Origin of the sequence: Parafannyhessea umbonata (assembly GCF_900105025.1) — a bacterium.
GTDB lineage: Bacteria > Actinomycetota > Coriobacteriia > Coriobacteriales > Atopobiaceae > Parafannyhessea > Parafannyhessea umbonata.
The window spans coordinates 201,318-215,125 of record NZ_LT629759.1 but is presented as its reverse complement, the minus strand read 5'-3'; the positions used below and the strand labels follow the sequence as shown (position 1 = coordinate 215,125).

Below are 13,808 nucleotides of genomic sequence, written 5' to 3'. Positions count from 1 at the left end.
TTTCGCGCTATGCCGTAAGTGCGCAAATCGGTATCGCGTAGATGCCATCCTCCACGCGGTGCGCGTACTCAGACACCCCCGTTATCACCGCCATGAACTCCGGCGGCCTCACGCGGGCACTCGGGTTCTGCGTCAGCTTGCGGCGCAGGCGCCTCAGGCTCGCTGCGCCCTCCTCCACCTTCGCCTCGCTCGTCTTGATTTCGAACGCGCCCCACCTACCGTCCGCAAGCTCCACTATGGCATCCACCTCGAGACCTGCGGAGTCACGGTAGTACCGCACGGGCACGTCGCCGCACAGCTCCTGCGCCTCCGCATACACCTGAAGGTCGCGCATGCAGAGGTTCTCGAACACAAGGCCAAACGTCTGCCAGTCGGCAAGCAGCGCACCCGGGAGCAGGGCCAGCTGCGCCACCGCGAGGGAAGGGTCCGCCAGATAGCGCTTCGGCTTCGTGTTCACGCGCTTCGCGGAGCGTGCTGGCGGAACCCACCCCGGAACCTCGTCCAGCAGGTATGCCGCCCTCAGCAAGCCGAGGTATGAGGAGATGGTGCCTTCGCTCAAGGGCTCGCCCGCAGAGGAGTCCCCCGCATCCGCGGCAATAGTCCTGTACGTCGCTGCCTGGCCCAGGTTTCTCGCAAGCGAGAAGAGCATCCTCCTCATCAGCTCGGGATCCTTGCCTTGGTCGGGCACCGTCGACATGCGAAACAGCCGCAGGTACTCTCGTGCTATCTGCTGCGCGTCCGCGGCAGAAAGATCAATCGCTTCCGGCCAGCCTCCCCTACAGGCAAGGTCCACCAACTTCTGCGCGTCCGTCTTCACCTGCACCGGCTCGAACTCGCCCGCAAAAAGGCCGGCGAGCGACACCCTTCCGACGGAATCCCCGCTCTCATACAGTGACATAGGCCGCATACGCACCCTGCCAATGCGACCCGCACCACTATGCTGCGGCAGACCGTCCTTCTCGCGCACAAGAGGTGAGGAGGACCCCGTGAGTATGAAGGAGCCCCTGGCCCCCCTCGCGCTATCTACCTCGTGACGCACGTAGTCCCATATCGTTGGGACACGCTGCCACTCGTCGACGACGTGCGGTCTTTTTCCAACGAGCATCGAGCTCGGGTCATCCGTGGCAAGTGCCAGGCTCTGGTCAACGTAGCTCACGCTGTTCGCGTGCCTAAGGGCCGTCCACGTCTTGCCGCACCACTTCGTGCCGCCGATTTCCACTGCGCCAAATATCCGCAGATACCGCTCAACCTTCTCGTCAACAAGGCGCGGCAGATACCCTTCGGGCGTGATGGACATTCGATACCCTCCAGAATCAGGTCATTCCACACGGGGGACATCTCCCCTGCTAAGACCCATGGTACCGTTTTTCCACCCTGTCCGATGTGGATTTTCCACCCTATCCGATGTGGTTTTTCCACCCTACTCGATGTGGTTTTTCCACCCTACTCGCCAAGGATTTTCCACCCGGATTGCCGCTGGTTACCGCGAGTCGAGTCCCTCCGCCGCAAGTCTCGCGATGACGCCCATGGTCACGTCCGCGGCAAGGCGTGCCGTCGCCACGAGGTCCGCCTCGCGGCCGTCCAGCTCCTCGTACGGCTCGCCGCACACGTTGCTGATGGAGCGGATCGCAAGGAACGGCACGCCGGCACGTGCTGCCACCTGGGCCGCCGCCACGCCCTCCATCTCCTCGCAGTCCGCGGCATAGCGGCCGCGCACCTCGCGCAGCACATCGGGCGCCGTGCTGAAGAGGTCGCTCGTCGCGATGGCGCCGCACACGTAGCGCGGCGCGTGCGGCGCAAGCGTGCCGTACTTAGAAGCGCTCGCGTCAGAGCCGGACTCGCGCACGTTGTCCACGCGCTCGAACGACCGCGCCTCCAGCTCCTCCTTCGCCAGGCGCACGAGCCGCGCGTCGGAGGGAAACGACGTGAGGTGAGGCTCTGACTCCGCGATGATGTCCATGTCCGCCTCGAGGCACTCCAGACGCTCGCCCACGACCACGTCTCCCTGGCCGATCCTGGGGTTGAGGCTCCCTGCGATGCCGCAAAACAGCAGGACGTCCGGCCGGCACGCATCGATGAGCAGCTGGGCGGAGGCCGCCGCGTTGATGGTGCCCATGCCGCCGGCAGCGGCCACGACGTCGAGGCCCGCGACGGATCGGCGCGCAAGCTCCACGCCGCAGCGACGGCGCGGCTCTTCTCCCCCAAGCTCGAAGAACGCGAGCGACTCCTTGCGAAGCGCGCTGAGCACGGCGACGGTCTTGACCATGTAAACCCCCTGACGATGTGCCCGGACGCCGCCGGGCGCTGCGATGGCGTTTGCCCCAATGGGATTGCGATGCGGCTCTTGCAATGTGACTCTGCAAGTATAGCCAAGGGCGGCGCCAAGGCGGACGGTGCGAAGCCAAGACGCACGGCACGTCACCATGCAGTCTGGAGGAGGCCCGAAATAACAACATTGCGTAACAAGATGCCGAGTTTTATATGCCATTGCACGGCCCGTAATCCGCCATTTGCTAGTGTGGGGGCGTACGCATGAGAAGAGCCTCCCCCTTTGGGGACGCGTGAAAGGAACAGCGATGAAGTCCATCACCGATACCGCCATCAGCAGGCGCCAGGCCATCGCACTGGGAGCCTCCGCGTTTGCCACGCTGGGCCTCGCGGCCTGCGGATCGTCCAGCTCGAGTGACTCCGGCAGCTCCAGCAAGAAGAGCGGCGGCGTGAAGAGCCTGACCCACACCGAGGGCAAGCTGACCGTCGCGACCGGCAACCCCGCCTACACCCCGTGGGTGATCGACGACAAGCCCCAGACCGGCAAGGGCTTCGAGGCCGCCCTCGTCTACGCGCTCGCAGACGAGATGGGCTTCGCGAAGAAGGACGTCAAGTGGGTACGCACCACGTTTGACGAGGCATACGCCCCCGGCGAGCACGACTGGGACCTGAACATCCAGCAGGTGTCCATCAACTCCGACCGCAAGAAGGCCGTGGACTTCTCGCCCGCGTACTTCCGCCCGACTCAGGCCGTCGTCCTGCAGAAGAGCAGCAAGTACGCCAGCGCCACGAAGTGCTCCGACCTTGCGGACGCCAACATCGCCGTGATGGTGGGCACCACCGCGTACGACTACGTGAAGGACATCATCAAGGGTGGTAAGGACAAGGGCATCAGCATCTTCGACGACAACTCCGCCGCGGCGCAGGCCGTGACCTCCGGCCAGTGCGACGCGCTGGTGACCGACACGCCGCAGGCCGTGTACATGGTCCAGTCCAAGCAGATCGACGACGGCCTTGTGGTGGGCCAGATCCCCGGCACCGAGGACAAGGAGGGCCTGGGCATCACCCTGGCGAAGAACTCCCCGCTCACGAAGTACGTGAAGAAGGCCATGGACGCCCTCACCAAGGACGGCACGGTCAAGAAGCTGCAGGACAAGTGGCTTGCAGAGTACACGACGGACATCCCCACGCTGAAGAAGTAGGGACGAAGCGCCGCCCTCTGACGGCCGGGACCTTGGTCTCGGCCGTTTTTCGTCAACCGTTTTGGCAACCTACCCCAAGGAAGGGGGCTTCCCGAATGTCTGGCTCTTCCAAGGACGCCGTGAGCAACGTCGAGCTGGAACGCGAGGAGTACCGCAGGAAGCAGAACGTACGCTCGCACCTCACGAGCGTCGTTTCGTCCCTCGTGCTCGTGGGCCTCGTGGCGTTTGGACTTTCAAACTCCCCGGGCTGGCCTCGAGTACAGCAGTCGTTCTTCTCGCCCGAGTACTTTGCGCAGGCGTGGCCGCAGGTGCTTGACGGGCTGCTGCTGAACCTGCGCGTGCTGGTGGTCGCCGTCATCGGCGTCGCCATCCTGGGCACGGCGCTGGCGCTGTGCCGCATCACCACGTCCGCGGTCATGTTTCCGCTGCGCGTGGTCGCGCGGCTGTACACCACCATCATGCGCGGCATCCCCATGCTGGTCGTGCTGTACCTGATTGGCTTTGGCATCCCGGGCCTGGGGATCTTTGGCCGCATAGACCCGGCCATCCTGGGTACCGTCGCCATCATCATGTCGTACTCCGCCTACATCGCGGAGGTGCTGCGCGCCGGCTTCCAGGACGTGCACCCGTCGCAGCGTGCTTCCGCGCGCTCGCTGGGACTCACGTCCGGCCAGACCATGCGCCTGGTGATCATTCCGCAGGCGCTGCGCAAGATCGCTCCCGCCCTGATGAACGACTTCATATCGATGCAGAAGGACGTGGGCCTGATCTCGACCCTGGGCGCCGTCGACGCCGTGCGCGCCGCCCAGATCATGGTTGCCAAGACGTACAACTTCACGCCGTACGTGGTCGCAAGCGTGCTCTTCATCCTGCTGAGCGTGCCGTTCATCCTGCTGAACGACTGGTACTCCGCAAAGCTGCGCCGCCGCGAGCAGACGGGAGGCATGGTCTAATGCCAGACATCGCACACGAGGGAACCGCGGCCACCCAGGGTGGCGCGCCGCAGAAGGTCCTGCGCATCGACAACGTGGTGAAGCGCTTTGGCGACAACGTGGTGCTCGACCACATCTCGTTCGACGTGAACAAGCACGAGGTGGTCGCGCTTTTGGGGCCGTCCGGCTCGGGCAAGTCCACGCTCATGAAGTGCGTCAACATGCTGGAGCGCGTGAACGACGGCCAGATCTGGCTCGGCGAGACCGACATAACGGACCCCCGCATCAACCAGGACGAGTGCCGCAAGCGCATTGGCGTGGTGTTTCAGCAGTTCAACCTCTTCCCGCACATGACCGTCCTCAACAACGTGACGCTCGCCGCGCGCAAGGTGTTCAAGTGGAACCGCGCGGACGCGGAGGAGAAGGCCATGGCCCTCTTGAAGCGCATCGGCATGGACCAGAAGGCCCGCGAGTACCCGGACCGCCTTTCCGGCGGCCAGCAGCAGCGCGTCGCCATCTGCCGTGCTCTGATGGGCGACCCCGAGCTGCTGCTTCTGGACGAAGTCACCTCCGCGCTCGACCCCATGCTGGTGGGCGAGGTGCTCGAGATGGTGTCCGAGCTGAAGGACCAGGGCGCCACGATCCTGATGGCCACGCACGAGATGAGCTTTGCGCACAAGGCCGCGGACCGCATCGTGCTTCTGCGCCGCGGCAAGGTCGCGGAGAACGGCACCCCGGCAGACGTGATGGACAACGCGACCGACCCCGAGACGCGCGCGTTCTTCCACAGCTACAACTCGTAGCGCCGGCCGCAACCGCATCGGCCGCAACCGCACGAAAGCCGCCTCACGCCTTGGCGCGTGGGGCGGCTTCTTGCTTTGGGCGAGAAGAGCGCGGCGCCGGGGCAGCGCCTACCGCGTGAGCGCGTCCAACATCGCGGTGCACCCCAACAGCACGTCGTCGTACGTCACGTCGAAGTTGCCGGTGTACCACGGGTCCGCAACGTCACGGTCGACTCCCGCCCAGTCAAGCAGGCGCGACACCTTGTGGTCGGGATCGGCCGCGGCGCGCTCGCGCGCGGAGGCGGGGCGCCAGCTGAAGCCGTAGCCCTTCTCGCCCAGAAGCAGACGGCAGATGCCGTCCATGTTGTCCTGGTCCATGCCCACGATGTTGTCGAACGCGGCGTAGTCCGCAGGACCCATCTGGCGCGCAAGGTGATGCCCGCACGGCACGCCCTCCGCGGCAAGCTTCGCGCGGGTTCCTGGGTGGACGTCGTTTCCCAGCTCCTCCCTGCTTGTGGCGGCGGAGTCTATGCGAAAGTCTTGCGCAAGACCGGCGCGGCGCACGAGGTCTTGCATCACGAACTCCGCCATGGTCGAACGGCAGATGTTGCCGTGGCAGACAAACAGAATGCTGTGTGCGGGCTTGTGCATGGGGCTCCCATCGGTGCGCGGACGTTGCAGACACAGTCTATACTGAACGGAGCAAAGTCGAGGCGGGCGCGTCCCGCACAAGGAGGAACCATGGCAGACACCGACCTGACGGCAGAGCAGCAGAAGCTGCGGGACGACGCGCAGGCAACGTTCAGGCGCGTGCAGTTTGCGCTGCAGATGAAGCACCCCGATCAGGCGCTGCGCATGCTGACACCGCTACTGGACCGCTTGCAGAAGTCTGCGCAGGAGGAGCCAGACTGCCTGCCCGACCGTCTGGACTTCACGGACCCCGCGCAGGCGTACCTGTACCTCAACGCGCACCCGGACGTCGACCCCAACGCCGTGAAGCCCACCGTTGCGCCGTACACGGACGCGTACGGCATCCACTCCGCGCTGCTGTACGCGCTGGGGCGCTACGAGGACGCCGCGGCCGCCATCGACAACGCGCTGCGCTTCAACACGGCCGACGCCGGCCTCTACCTTGAGCGCGCCATGTCGCACGAGGCCATGGGCGATTTCGACGCGGTGGAGCGTGACATCGAGGCCGCATGGCCGCTCATCATTATTGCAACCGACCTCGCGCGGTACCACGCGTTCCGCGCAAACGTGCTGGTGACGCAGGGCAAGTACGAGCTCGCGGCCGCGCACTACGCCGTGTACGAGGACTTCGATCCGGACGACATCTACGCGGATCCCCACGCGGAGCTGCACGAGCTTGCCCACGCAAGCGGCCGCGGGCACAGGCTCGCCCACCTTTCCAGCGCGGAGGCCGCGCAGCGCCTGAAGCGCGCGGGCGAGAACTACGGCCCGTCCAAGCTCGCGGTCGACACCATGCAGGAGCTGCTGAACGACACACTGAACGCCGGCAAGTTCGACGACGCGCGCTACGTGGCGGCGGGTCTGTGGGCGATCACGCACTTCGACGGCTGGAAGACGCTGCTCGACAAGCTGGACGAGCTTGCGAGCCTTTCCGCGGACGAGCGCCGCGACAGGGCGAACGAGTTTCTGGCCAAGGCCGCCCAGGACGATCCTAACGCGGCGTCTGGCGACGACGCCCCCGACGCCGCTGACGGCACGGGCGAGAAGGACGGTGACGCCAATGCCTAACGATGCAGCCAACGCCGCGCAGGGTACGGAGCCGCGGGACAAAAACGGCCTGACCGAGGCCGAGTTCCTTGCAAGCTACACGCCGAAGAAGTATCCCCAACCCTCGCTCACGGCAGACATCTGCGTGTTCCGTCGGCATGACGGTGGTCTGCAGCTGCTGCTGGTGCAGCGCGGCGGCCACCCCTACCTGGGACGCTGGGCCACGCCCGGCGGCTTCTGCAACCCGGACGAGACCGCAGACGCCTGCGCGGCGCGCGAGCTCGAGGAGGAGACCTGCGTGTCCGGCCTGAAGCTCGAGCCCATAGGCCTGTACAGCACCCCCGGCCGCGACCCGCGCGGCTGGACCATCTCGTACGCGTTCGTCGCGCTGGACGATGCGGGCTCCATTCCCGTTGCCGCAGACGACGCCGCTCGCGCCGCGTGGTTTGACGTTGCCGCGACGCTCGTGGGACCCGTGAGCGACGGCGACTCTGTGACGCTTGCGCTCGCGCACGAGGGCACGACGCTCACGAGCGAGTTCACGGCGCGCGAGCAGCCCATCACGCACCGCCTGCGCGCGCAGGACGTCAGGGGCGACGGCCTTGCCTTCGACCACGCGCAGATCGTTGCGGACGCGTGGCTGGCGCTGCAGGGACTCTAGGCCCTTCTCGCCCAGATACCGGCAGCGCCAGCGAGCTTGACGGCAATGCCGGCACGGGCCGGCGCCGGCCGCACGCTAGCCCGCGACGCCCTCGCCGTCGAGGCCTTCCCGTGCAAGTCGCCGCACCTCGCCCTCGAGTTCCGGATGCTCGCGCACGGCCTCCTCGGTCTCCGCGCGCACGGGGTCGTCGTCCGTGTACGGGTCCGCGTCCGGTGTGTGGATGGCGTTCACCCAGTCATGCTCAAGCACGCCGGCGGCCGCGTCGCTCAGGTACACGGACAGCCGCCCGCCGCCGCAGCCAAACTCCGCCCAGCCGTCCGGCCCAATGCGAACGTCCTTCTCCTCCCCTATCACGCAGTGCCACAGCTCGCCGGCGTGCCCCTCGCCCACCAGCATGCGCTTCGCGCCGCCGGCGCGGTCCGTCAGCACCACGGCCACGCCGGAGCCCTCGCGCCCGCGCTCGCCCTCGCGCGTCCAACCGATGGTGTCCGCGTCGTCCAGCCAGTCGCGCTGGCGACCGTACGCGAAGCGCCGCCTGATCTCCATCAAAAGTGGTAGCTCCACCACCGCGGGGATGTTGCCGTCGTTTGGCATGCCGTACAGGTCGCCGTAGAACACGCATGGGTAGCCGGCCTCGCGAAGCAGGATGCACGCGTACGCGCTCGGCTTGAACCACGGCAGCACGAGCGACTGCAGCGCCTGCCCAGGCTGCGTGTCGTGGTTCTCCACAAACGTGACCGCGCGCACGGGGTTCCACGTGCTCAGCGTGCGATCGAACAGCTTCGACAGGTCGAAGTCCCCGTTCGAGCACGACGCGCTATAGAAGTGATAGTGAAGCGGCACGTCGAACAGGCTCATCGTCGGCATGTCGTTTATGTACGAGACCAGCTCGTCCACGCGCGGCGTCCAGTATTCCCCCACCGAGAAGAGCTCGCGCCCGGTGTAGTCGCGCATCTCGGGAAGCCAGCGCTGGTAGAACTCGCGACCCATGTGCTTGAGCGCGTCGAAGCGGAACCCATCGAGCCCCGTCGTGTCCAGGTACCACTTGCCCCAGCGCACGAGCTCGTCGTACACGGGCGGGTACGAAAGGTCCACGTCGCAGCCCATCAGGTAGTCGTAGTTGCCGTTGTCGTCGTGATCCACCTCGTTGTCCCAGCTCTTGCCGTCAAACAGGTAGATCCCGCCGCGCCGTGTGGCGTCGTCCCAGTCCACGCCGTGAAAGCAGCGCCAGTCCCACGTGAACGCGGAGTACTTCCCGCGCCTGCCCGGGAAGCAGAACCTGGTCCACGCGCGAATCTTGTGTGGGCCCGCAACCACGCGGTTGCGGTCGTTGGCGGCAACCTCGCGCGCAACCACGTCCTCCGTCGCATCCGCGCCCATGCGCTGGTTCAGCACCACGTCTCCCAGCGCCTGTACGCCCGCGGCCTGCAGCGCCCGAATGCACGCAAGGTACTCGTCCTTCGTGCCGTACTTGGTGGCGACGGTGCCCTTCTGGTCAAATTCTCCCAGGTCGTACGTGTCGTACACGCCGTAGCCCACGTCAAACCCGCCAGCCTGGCCCTTGTACGCGGGCGGCAGCCACACCGCCGTGACCCCCTCGTCCGCAAGGCGCTGCGCGCTCTTCGCAAGGCGCCTCCAGTGCGCGCCGTCAGCCGGAAGGTACCAGCTGAACCCCTGCAGCATGGTTCCGTTGTCCATCAGTTCCGCCTCCCTCGTAATTCGTACCCAGTCGCTCGCGTCGGGTGTCCCCACATATCGCACTTCTAGAAGTGCGACGTCGCCGCACGCGCATCCCACTCCCGCGGCAGCGCGACAGCCCCGCGCCTCCGCCCACGGCGCGCCCGCGACCGTCTCCCCAGAAGGCCACGACACCCCACACGACCGGCCTACAATCAAACATGCAACGGTCTCGCGGGCGGCGTCGCCGTGTGCGCCACCGACGCCCAGCGCGCACGACGCTTCCGCCCGCGAGCCACGCACGCGACCACAAGGAGGCCACCCATGGCAGACGACCAGTTCATCACCTCGTTCGACGGCACGCGGCTCTTCTACAACCCAGAGGTCACCGCAGACGACAGGGCCGTATGCGTCATAGTGCACGGCCTGTGCGAGCACCAGGGCCGCTACGACTACATGGCCCAGAAGCTGCACGAGGCCGGCATCGGCACGTATCGCTTCGACCACCGCGGCCACGGCAAGAGCGAGGGCGAATGCGCATACTACTCCCGCTGGGATGAGATTCTGGACGACACCAACGTCGTGGTCGACCGCGCCATCGCCGAGAACCCCGATCGTCCCGTGTTCCTCTTCGGCCACAGCATGGGTGGCTACTGCGTCGCGCTCTACGGAGTGAAGTATCCCAACAAGAACCTCCGCGGCATCATCTGTAACGGCGGCCTCACGGAGGACAAGGCGGGCATGTTTGCCAGCACGCCCACGGGCGTCGACCCGCACACGCAGCTCCCCAACGAGCTCGGCAGCGGCGTCTGCAGCGTCGACGAGGTTCGCGACTGGTACGCAAGGGATCCCCTCAACCGCAAGACGTTCGCGATTGGCCTGGTATATGCCCTGAAGGACGGCCTTGCGTGGTTTGCGGACAACAAGCGCAAGTTCGCGTATCCCGTGCTGCTCACGCACGGCGAGAAGGACGGCCTCATCTCCTACGAGGACACCTACGACCTGTTTGCCGCCGTCGCGAGCACGGACAAGCAGATGAAGATCTACGGCAACTGCTACCACGAGGTCGTAAACGAGTGGTGCCGCGACGAGGTCATCGCGGACTACATCGCCTGGATGGAGCATCGCATCTAACCGGCGCGCACAACGTCCCCATACGCAACTTCCCCATGCACAACGCCTTCCACGGCCCGTCGCGACAACACGCGGCGGGCCGTTCACGTTTCGTTCATCCACCCGTGACGTTTGTCACCATCGCGGGCATATCGGCCACAACCCGCCCCAAATGGGTAGAATGTGGGCATTCGGCATCAGCACGTCATAGGCACATCGGGAGGATGACATGCTCAAGCGCACTCACAGCATCGCGCGCAAGGGCCTTGCGGTCGCATGCGCGCTCACCATGGGGCTCGGCCTTGTCGCCTGCGGCACGGTCAACGGCAAGGCGGTCGACGCCACGGAGGTCAGCTCCGCAAAGAAGAGCCAGAAGGACGAATCCTCCGACACCATGAAGGTCACCATCCCCAGCTACTACTTCCAGGGAAGCGAGTACGCGGGCAAGTCCACGAAGCAGATCAAGAAGCTGCTCGAGAAGACCATCGGCACGAAGGCCGTCAAGAACAAGAACGGCAGCTGGACGGTCACCATGACCAAGGAGCAGTACAAGTCCTTCTCGTCCAAGCTGCGCAAGAGCGTGAAGGCAGCGCTCGACGCCATGGCAAACTCCGATGCCTTCCCCAACGTCACAAAGGTGGAGCACAACAAGGACTTCTCGAAGGTCACGATCACGCTCGGCACGGACAAGCTCAAGATGGCGGACATGTACGACGCCATCGCCGTCGGCCTGCCCGTCTGCGCCTACCAGCAGGTCACGGGCAAGGACGTCAAGTGCACCGTCACGCTGGTCGGCAAGGACGGCAAGGTGCTGGACAAGACCGTCGTCCCGGACGACGTAAAGGTGGACAAGTCCAAGGTGAAGGACGCCCAGGACGCCGCGAACGACCTGCTTGGCAGCCTCTCCGTCGACGGCATCACCATCGACTCCGATAACCTGCCCAACATCGACTTCCAGAACGTGTCGTCCTCGGACATCGAGTCCGCCCGCCAGAAGGCGAACGACGCACTCTCGCAGATCGTGTCCTCGCTCTCGTAGCGGCGGCACGCAGGTGGGCATCCGCACCACCGCACAAGGCGCAAGTCACGATTAATACGACGCAGGCGAGAAGGACGTGTGGCCATGGCCGTGCGTCCTTCTCGCCTCTTTGCCCTACGCCGCCGTAACCGTCCGACTGCCGCGTCCTACTGCAGGCCGGGAATGTGCGGGATGGTATCGAAGCCCACCTGAAGCTCCTCGTCCGTGGGGATGTGGTCCTCGAGCTCGCCCTTGTTGTACTTGTCGTAAGCCACCATGTCGAAGTAGCCGGTTCCCGTGAGGCCAAACAGGATGGTCTTTGCCTCGCCGGTCTCGCGGCAGCGCTCTGCCTCGCGGATTGCCTGCAGGATGGCGTGCGAGCTCTCCGGCGCGGGCAGGATGGTCTCGAGCTTCGCGAACTGCTCCGCCACAGCGAACACGTCCGTCTGCTTCACCGCGACCGCCTCCATGTAGCCGTCGTGCTTCAGCTTGGACACGACGGGGCTCATGCCGTGGTAGCGCAGGCCCCCGGCGTGGTCCGGACTCGGGATGAAGCCGCTTCCCAGCGTGTACATCTTGCAGAGCGGGCAGGTCTGGCCTGTGTCCGCAAAGTCGTACGCGTACACGCCGCGCGTGAGCGAAGGACAGCTCGCGGGCTCCACGCCAATGAAGCGCGTATCGGGGTGGGTGCCGTTCAGCTTGTCGCGCATGAACGGGGCGATGAGGCCACCAAAGTTGGAACCACCGCCGCAGCAGCCAATCACGATGTCCGGGTACTCGCCCAACTCCGCAAGCGCCTCATACGACTCCAGACCGATGATGGACTGGTGCAGCAGCACCTGGTTCAGCACGCTGCCCAGCTGGTAGCGACCCTTGTTGCCCGGCACGTTGAGCGCGCGCTCCACCGCCTCGCTGATGGCCGTGCCCAACGACCCGGTGCACGTGGGGTCGTCTGCAAGAATCTTGCGGCCGGCCGCGGTGGTGTCGGAGGGCGACGGCGTGATGGTGGCGCCAAACGTCTGCATCACGCTGCGGCGGAACGGCTTCTGCTCGTACGAGCACTTCACCATGTACACGTCCAGGCTCAGCCCAAAGTGCGCCGCCGCCTCGGAAAGTGCGGTGCCCCATTGGCCGGCGCCCGTCTCGGTTGTGATGTTCGTGATGCCCTCGGCGTACGCGTAGTACGCCTGCGCCAGCGCGGAGTTCAGCTTGTGAGAACCAGAGGTGTTGTTGCCCTCGAACTTGTAGTAGATCTTCGCCGGCGTGCCCAGCGCGCGCTCCAGGTTGTACGCGCGGCACAGCGGACTCGGGCGGTACACGCGATACATCTCCATGACCGGCTCGGGAATGTCGAAGTAGGCCGTGTCATCATCCAGCTCCTGCTCGCACAGGGCGCGCGCAAACACTGGCGCGATGTCGTCCACCGTGGCGACCTTGCCGTTGGGGAGCCTCATGGGCTCGGGCTTTTCAGGCATGTCCGCGCGCAGGTTGTACCAGGCGGTCGGAATCTGGTCCTCGCGCAGGTACGTGCGATAGGGATCGGTGGTCTTCGTCTCTGCCATGGTCGCTGTCCTTTCCTCTGGGCGCTCCCGCACCCGTCTAATGGTGACCTGTCTCTTGCGGCACGCGCGGTGCCATGCCGCCTCGGCATACAAAAAGACCCCCGGAGCTAGTCCGAGGGCCTTTGATGAGTATGGTTAGGCGGCCGTCGCTAGTCCGGAAGTCCATCAGTCCTTGTCCACCACCATGCGCCAGCGAGCACCTGGGTGCCTGCGCTCACGATGTTGTTGGCTGCAAGGGACATCTGTCTTCCTCCTGTTGACGTTGCAGCAAACATTACGGCGCCACTATTTCCGCCTTATTTCCGCCGAGAAACACCTTCGTTTCTCGGCGTGGGTCCACCGTGGCGCCAAAGCGTCACGCCACCGCGGCGTTAGGGCCTACTCCTCACGCCAGCCCTTGCACACGTCCACCCATCCCAGGGAGTGACTTACCTGCTCAAGCTCTTCCATCGTGGTATCGACGCCTGTGTTCTCGCTGCCGGCGGCGGGTCGCACAAAGTCGTAGCGCTTGAGCGATACGTCTAAGTAGCACTTGACCTCAGGCTTTACGTCAAACGGGCATACGCCGCCCATGGGATGCCCCACGCGCTCCTCGAGCTGTTCCGGCTTTATGAAGGTCGGCTTCGTGTGAAACTGCCTTTTGAACGCGGAGTTCCACACCTTCGCGTCGCCGGCGCACACCACAAGCACCGCATCGCCGCCCACGTCGAAGGCCATCGTCTTGCCAATTTGTCCGGGCTCCAGGCCAGATGCCTCCGCCGCCTGCTCCACGGTCGCCGTCAGCACGTCGTACGTGATGATCTTCTCGTCCAAACCATAGCGAGCCAGGTATGCGCGCGTCGATTCCGCCGACAAG

13 protein-coding genes are annotated in these 13,808 nt (G+C 65.3%); 7 read left to right on the top strand and 6 right to left on the bottom strand.

Features of this window, described 5'->3' with window-relative positions; genetic code table 11:
* Positions 1-7: 7 nt before the first annotated feature.
* Both BLT96_RS01065 and BLT96_RS10530 read right to left on the bottom strand, forming a co-directional pair.
* Entirely contained in the window at positions 8-1,297 is a 1,290-nt protein-coding gene (locus tag BLT96_RS01065) for an ATP-binding protein (RefSeq protein ID WP_090861242.1), read from the bottom strand.
* Positions 1,298-1,480: 183 nt separating this feature from the next.
* Positions 1,481-2,266 (bottom strand): 5'-methylthioadenosine/S-adenosylhomocysteine nucleosidase, encoded by a 786-nt coding sequence (locus BLT96_RS10530; RefSeq protein ID WP_157692088.1) that lies wholly within the window; start codon positions 2,264-2,266, stop codon positions 1,481-1,483.
* 310 nt (positions 2,267-2,576) lie between these two features.
* On the opposite strand from BLT96_RS10530, the gene BLT96_RS01055 reads away from it, so the two are divergent.
* The 3 genes from BLT96_RS01055 (at position 2,577) to BLT96_RS01045 (ending at position 5,205) form a co-directional block, all read left to right on the top strand.
* The gene (locus tag BLT96_RS01055; RefSeq protein WP_090861240.1) at positions 2,577-3,470 is read left to right on the top strand and encodes an ABC transporter substrate-binding protein; all 894 of its coding nucleotides are present in this window, start codon (positions 2,577-2,579) and stop codon (positions 3,468-3,470) included.
* 95 nt (positions 3,471-3,565) lie between these two features.
* Complete coding sequence (locus tag BLT96_RS01050; protein ID WP_090861239.1) at positions 3,566-4,423, top strand: amino acid ABC transporter permease; 858 nt, start codon at positions 3,566-3,568, stop codon at positions 4,421-4,423.
* Positions 4,423-5,205, top strand: coding sequence for an amino acid ABC transporter ATP-binding protein (locus tag BLT96_RS01045; protein WP_090861238.1), 783 nt, complete (start codon positions 4,423-4,425; stop codon positions 5,203-5,205). The genes BLT96_RS01050 and BLT96_RS01045 overlap by 1 nt, the downstream gene beginning before the upstream one ends.
* 108 nt (positions 5,206-5,313) lie before the next feature.
* On the opposite strand, the gene BLT96_RS01040 is transcribed toward BLT96_RS01045, so the two are convergent.
* Positions 5,314-5,835, bottom strand: a complete 522-nt coding sequence (locus tag BLT96_RS01040; protein WP_090861237.1) for a low molecular weight protein-tyrosine-phosphatase — start codon at positions 5,833-5,835, stop codon at positions 5,314-5,316.
* 90 nt (positions 5,836-5,925) lie between these two features.
* Between BLT96_RS01040 and BLT96_RS01035 the strand changes: the two genes are divergently transcribed.
* Both BLT96_RS01035 and BLT96_RS01030 read left to right on the top strand, forming a co-directional pair.
* A complete protein-coding gene (locus BLT96_RS01035; RefSeq protein ID WP_090861236.1) occupies positions 5,926-6,942 on the top strand; it encodes a tetratricopeptide repeat protein in 1,017 nt (338 codons plus the stop codon).
* Positions 6,935-7,582 carry an NUDIX domain-containing protein gene (locus tag BLT96_RS01030; RefSeq protein ID WP_090861235.1) on the top strand — a complete coding sequence of 216 codons (648 nt, stop codon included), beginning with the start codon at positions 6,935-6,937 and terminating at the stop codon, positions 7,580-7,582. Before BLT96_RS01035 ends, BLT96_RS01030 begins: the two co-directional genes overlap by 8 nt.
* Before the next feature lie 75 nt (positions 7,583-7,657).
* On the opposite strand, the gene BLT96_RS01025 is transcribed toward BLT96_RS01030, so the two are convergent.
* On the bottom strand, positions 7,658-9,280 hold the full coding sequence (locus BLT96_RS01025) for an alpha-amylase (RefSeq protein WP_090861234.1): 1,623 nt from the start codon (positions 9,278-9,280) through the stop codon (positions 7,658-7,660).
* A 303-nt stretch (positions 9,281-9,583) separates the two neighbouring features.
* Here BLT96_RS01025 and BLT96_RS01020 point away from each other — a divergent pair, with 303 nt between their 5' ends.
* Both BLT96_RS01020 and BLT96_RS01015 read left to right on the top strand, forming a co-directional pair.
* A complete protein-coding gene (locus tag BLT96_RS01020; RefSeq protein WP_090861233.1) occupies positions 9,584-10,393 on the top strand; it encodes an alpha/beta hydrolase in 810 nt (269 codons plus the stop codon).
* A gap of 208 nt (positions 10,394-10,601) precedes the next feature.
* Entirely contained in the window at positions 10,602-11,411 is an 810-nt protein-coding gene (locus BLT96_RS01015; protein WP_090861232.1) for a hypothetical protein, read from the top strand.
* 146 nt (positions 11,412-11,557) lie between these two features.
* On the opposite strand, the gene BLT96_RS01010 is transcribed toward BLT96_RS01015, so the two are convergent.
* Entirely contained in the window at positions 11,558-12,952 is a 1,395-nt protein-coding gene (locus tag BLT96_RS01010; RefSeq protein WP_090861231.1) for a TrpB-like pyridoxal phosphate-dependent enzyme, read from the bottom strand.
* Between the two features lie 378 nt (positions 12,953-13,330).
* Positions 13,331-13,807, bottom strand: a complete 477-nt coding sequence (locus BLT96_RS01005) for a YbaK/EbsC family protein (RefSeq protein WP_090861230.1) — start codon at positions 13,805-13,807, stop codon at positions 13,331-13,333.
* Between the last annotated feature and the right edge of the window lies 1 nt (position 13,808).

Coding starts and splice junctions, on each gene's coding strand:
- BLT96_RS01065 (WP_090861242.1), bottom strand. CDS start 1,297: ATGTCCATCACGCCCGAAGGGTATCTGCCGCGCCTTGTTGACGAGAAG.
- BLT96_RS01055 (WP_090861240.1), top strand. CDS start 2,577: ATGAAGTCCATCACCGATACCGCCATCAGCAGGCGCCAGGCCATCGCA.
- BLT96_RS01020 (WP_090861233.1), top strand. CDS start 9,584: ATGGCAGACGACCAGTTCATCACCTCGTTCGACGGCACGCGGCTCTTC.
- BLT96_RS01030 (WP_090861235.1), top strand. CDS start 6,935: ATGCCTAACGATGCAGCCAACGCCGCGCAGGGTACGGAGCCGCGGGAC.
- BLT96_RS01050 (WP_090861239.1), top strand. CDS start 3,566: ATGTCTGGCTCTTCCAAGGACGCCGTGAGCAACGTCGAGCTGGAACGC.
- BLT96_RS01015 (WP_090861232.1), top strand. CDS start 10,602: ATGCTCAAGCGCACTCACAGCATCGCGCGCAAGGGCCTTGCGGTCGCA.
- BLT96_RS01025 (WP_090861234.1), bottom strand. CDS start 9,280: ATGGACAACGGAACCATGCTGCAGGGGTTCAGCTGGTACCTTCCGGCT.
- BLT96_RS10530 (WP_157692088.1), bottom strand. CDS start 2,266: ATGGTCAAGACCGTCGCCGTGCTCAGCGCGCTTCGCAAGGAGTCGCTC.
- BLT96_RS01040 (WP_090861237.1), bottom strand. CDS start 5,835: ATGCACAAGCCCGCACACAGCATTCTGTTTGTCTGCCACGGCAACATC.
- BLT96_RS01045 (WP_090861238.1), top strand. CDS start 4,423: ATGCCAGACATCGCACACGAGGGAACCGCGGCCACCCAGGGTGGCGCG.
- BLT96_RS01010 (WP_090861231.1), bottom strand. CDS start 12,952: ATGGCAGAGACGAAGACCACCGATCCCTATCGCACGTACCTGCGCGAG.
- BLT96_RS01035 (WP_090861236.1), top strand. CDS start 5,926: ATGGCAGACACCGACCTGACGGCAGAGCAGCAGAAGCTGCGGGACGAC.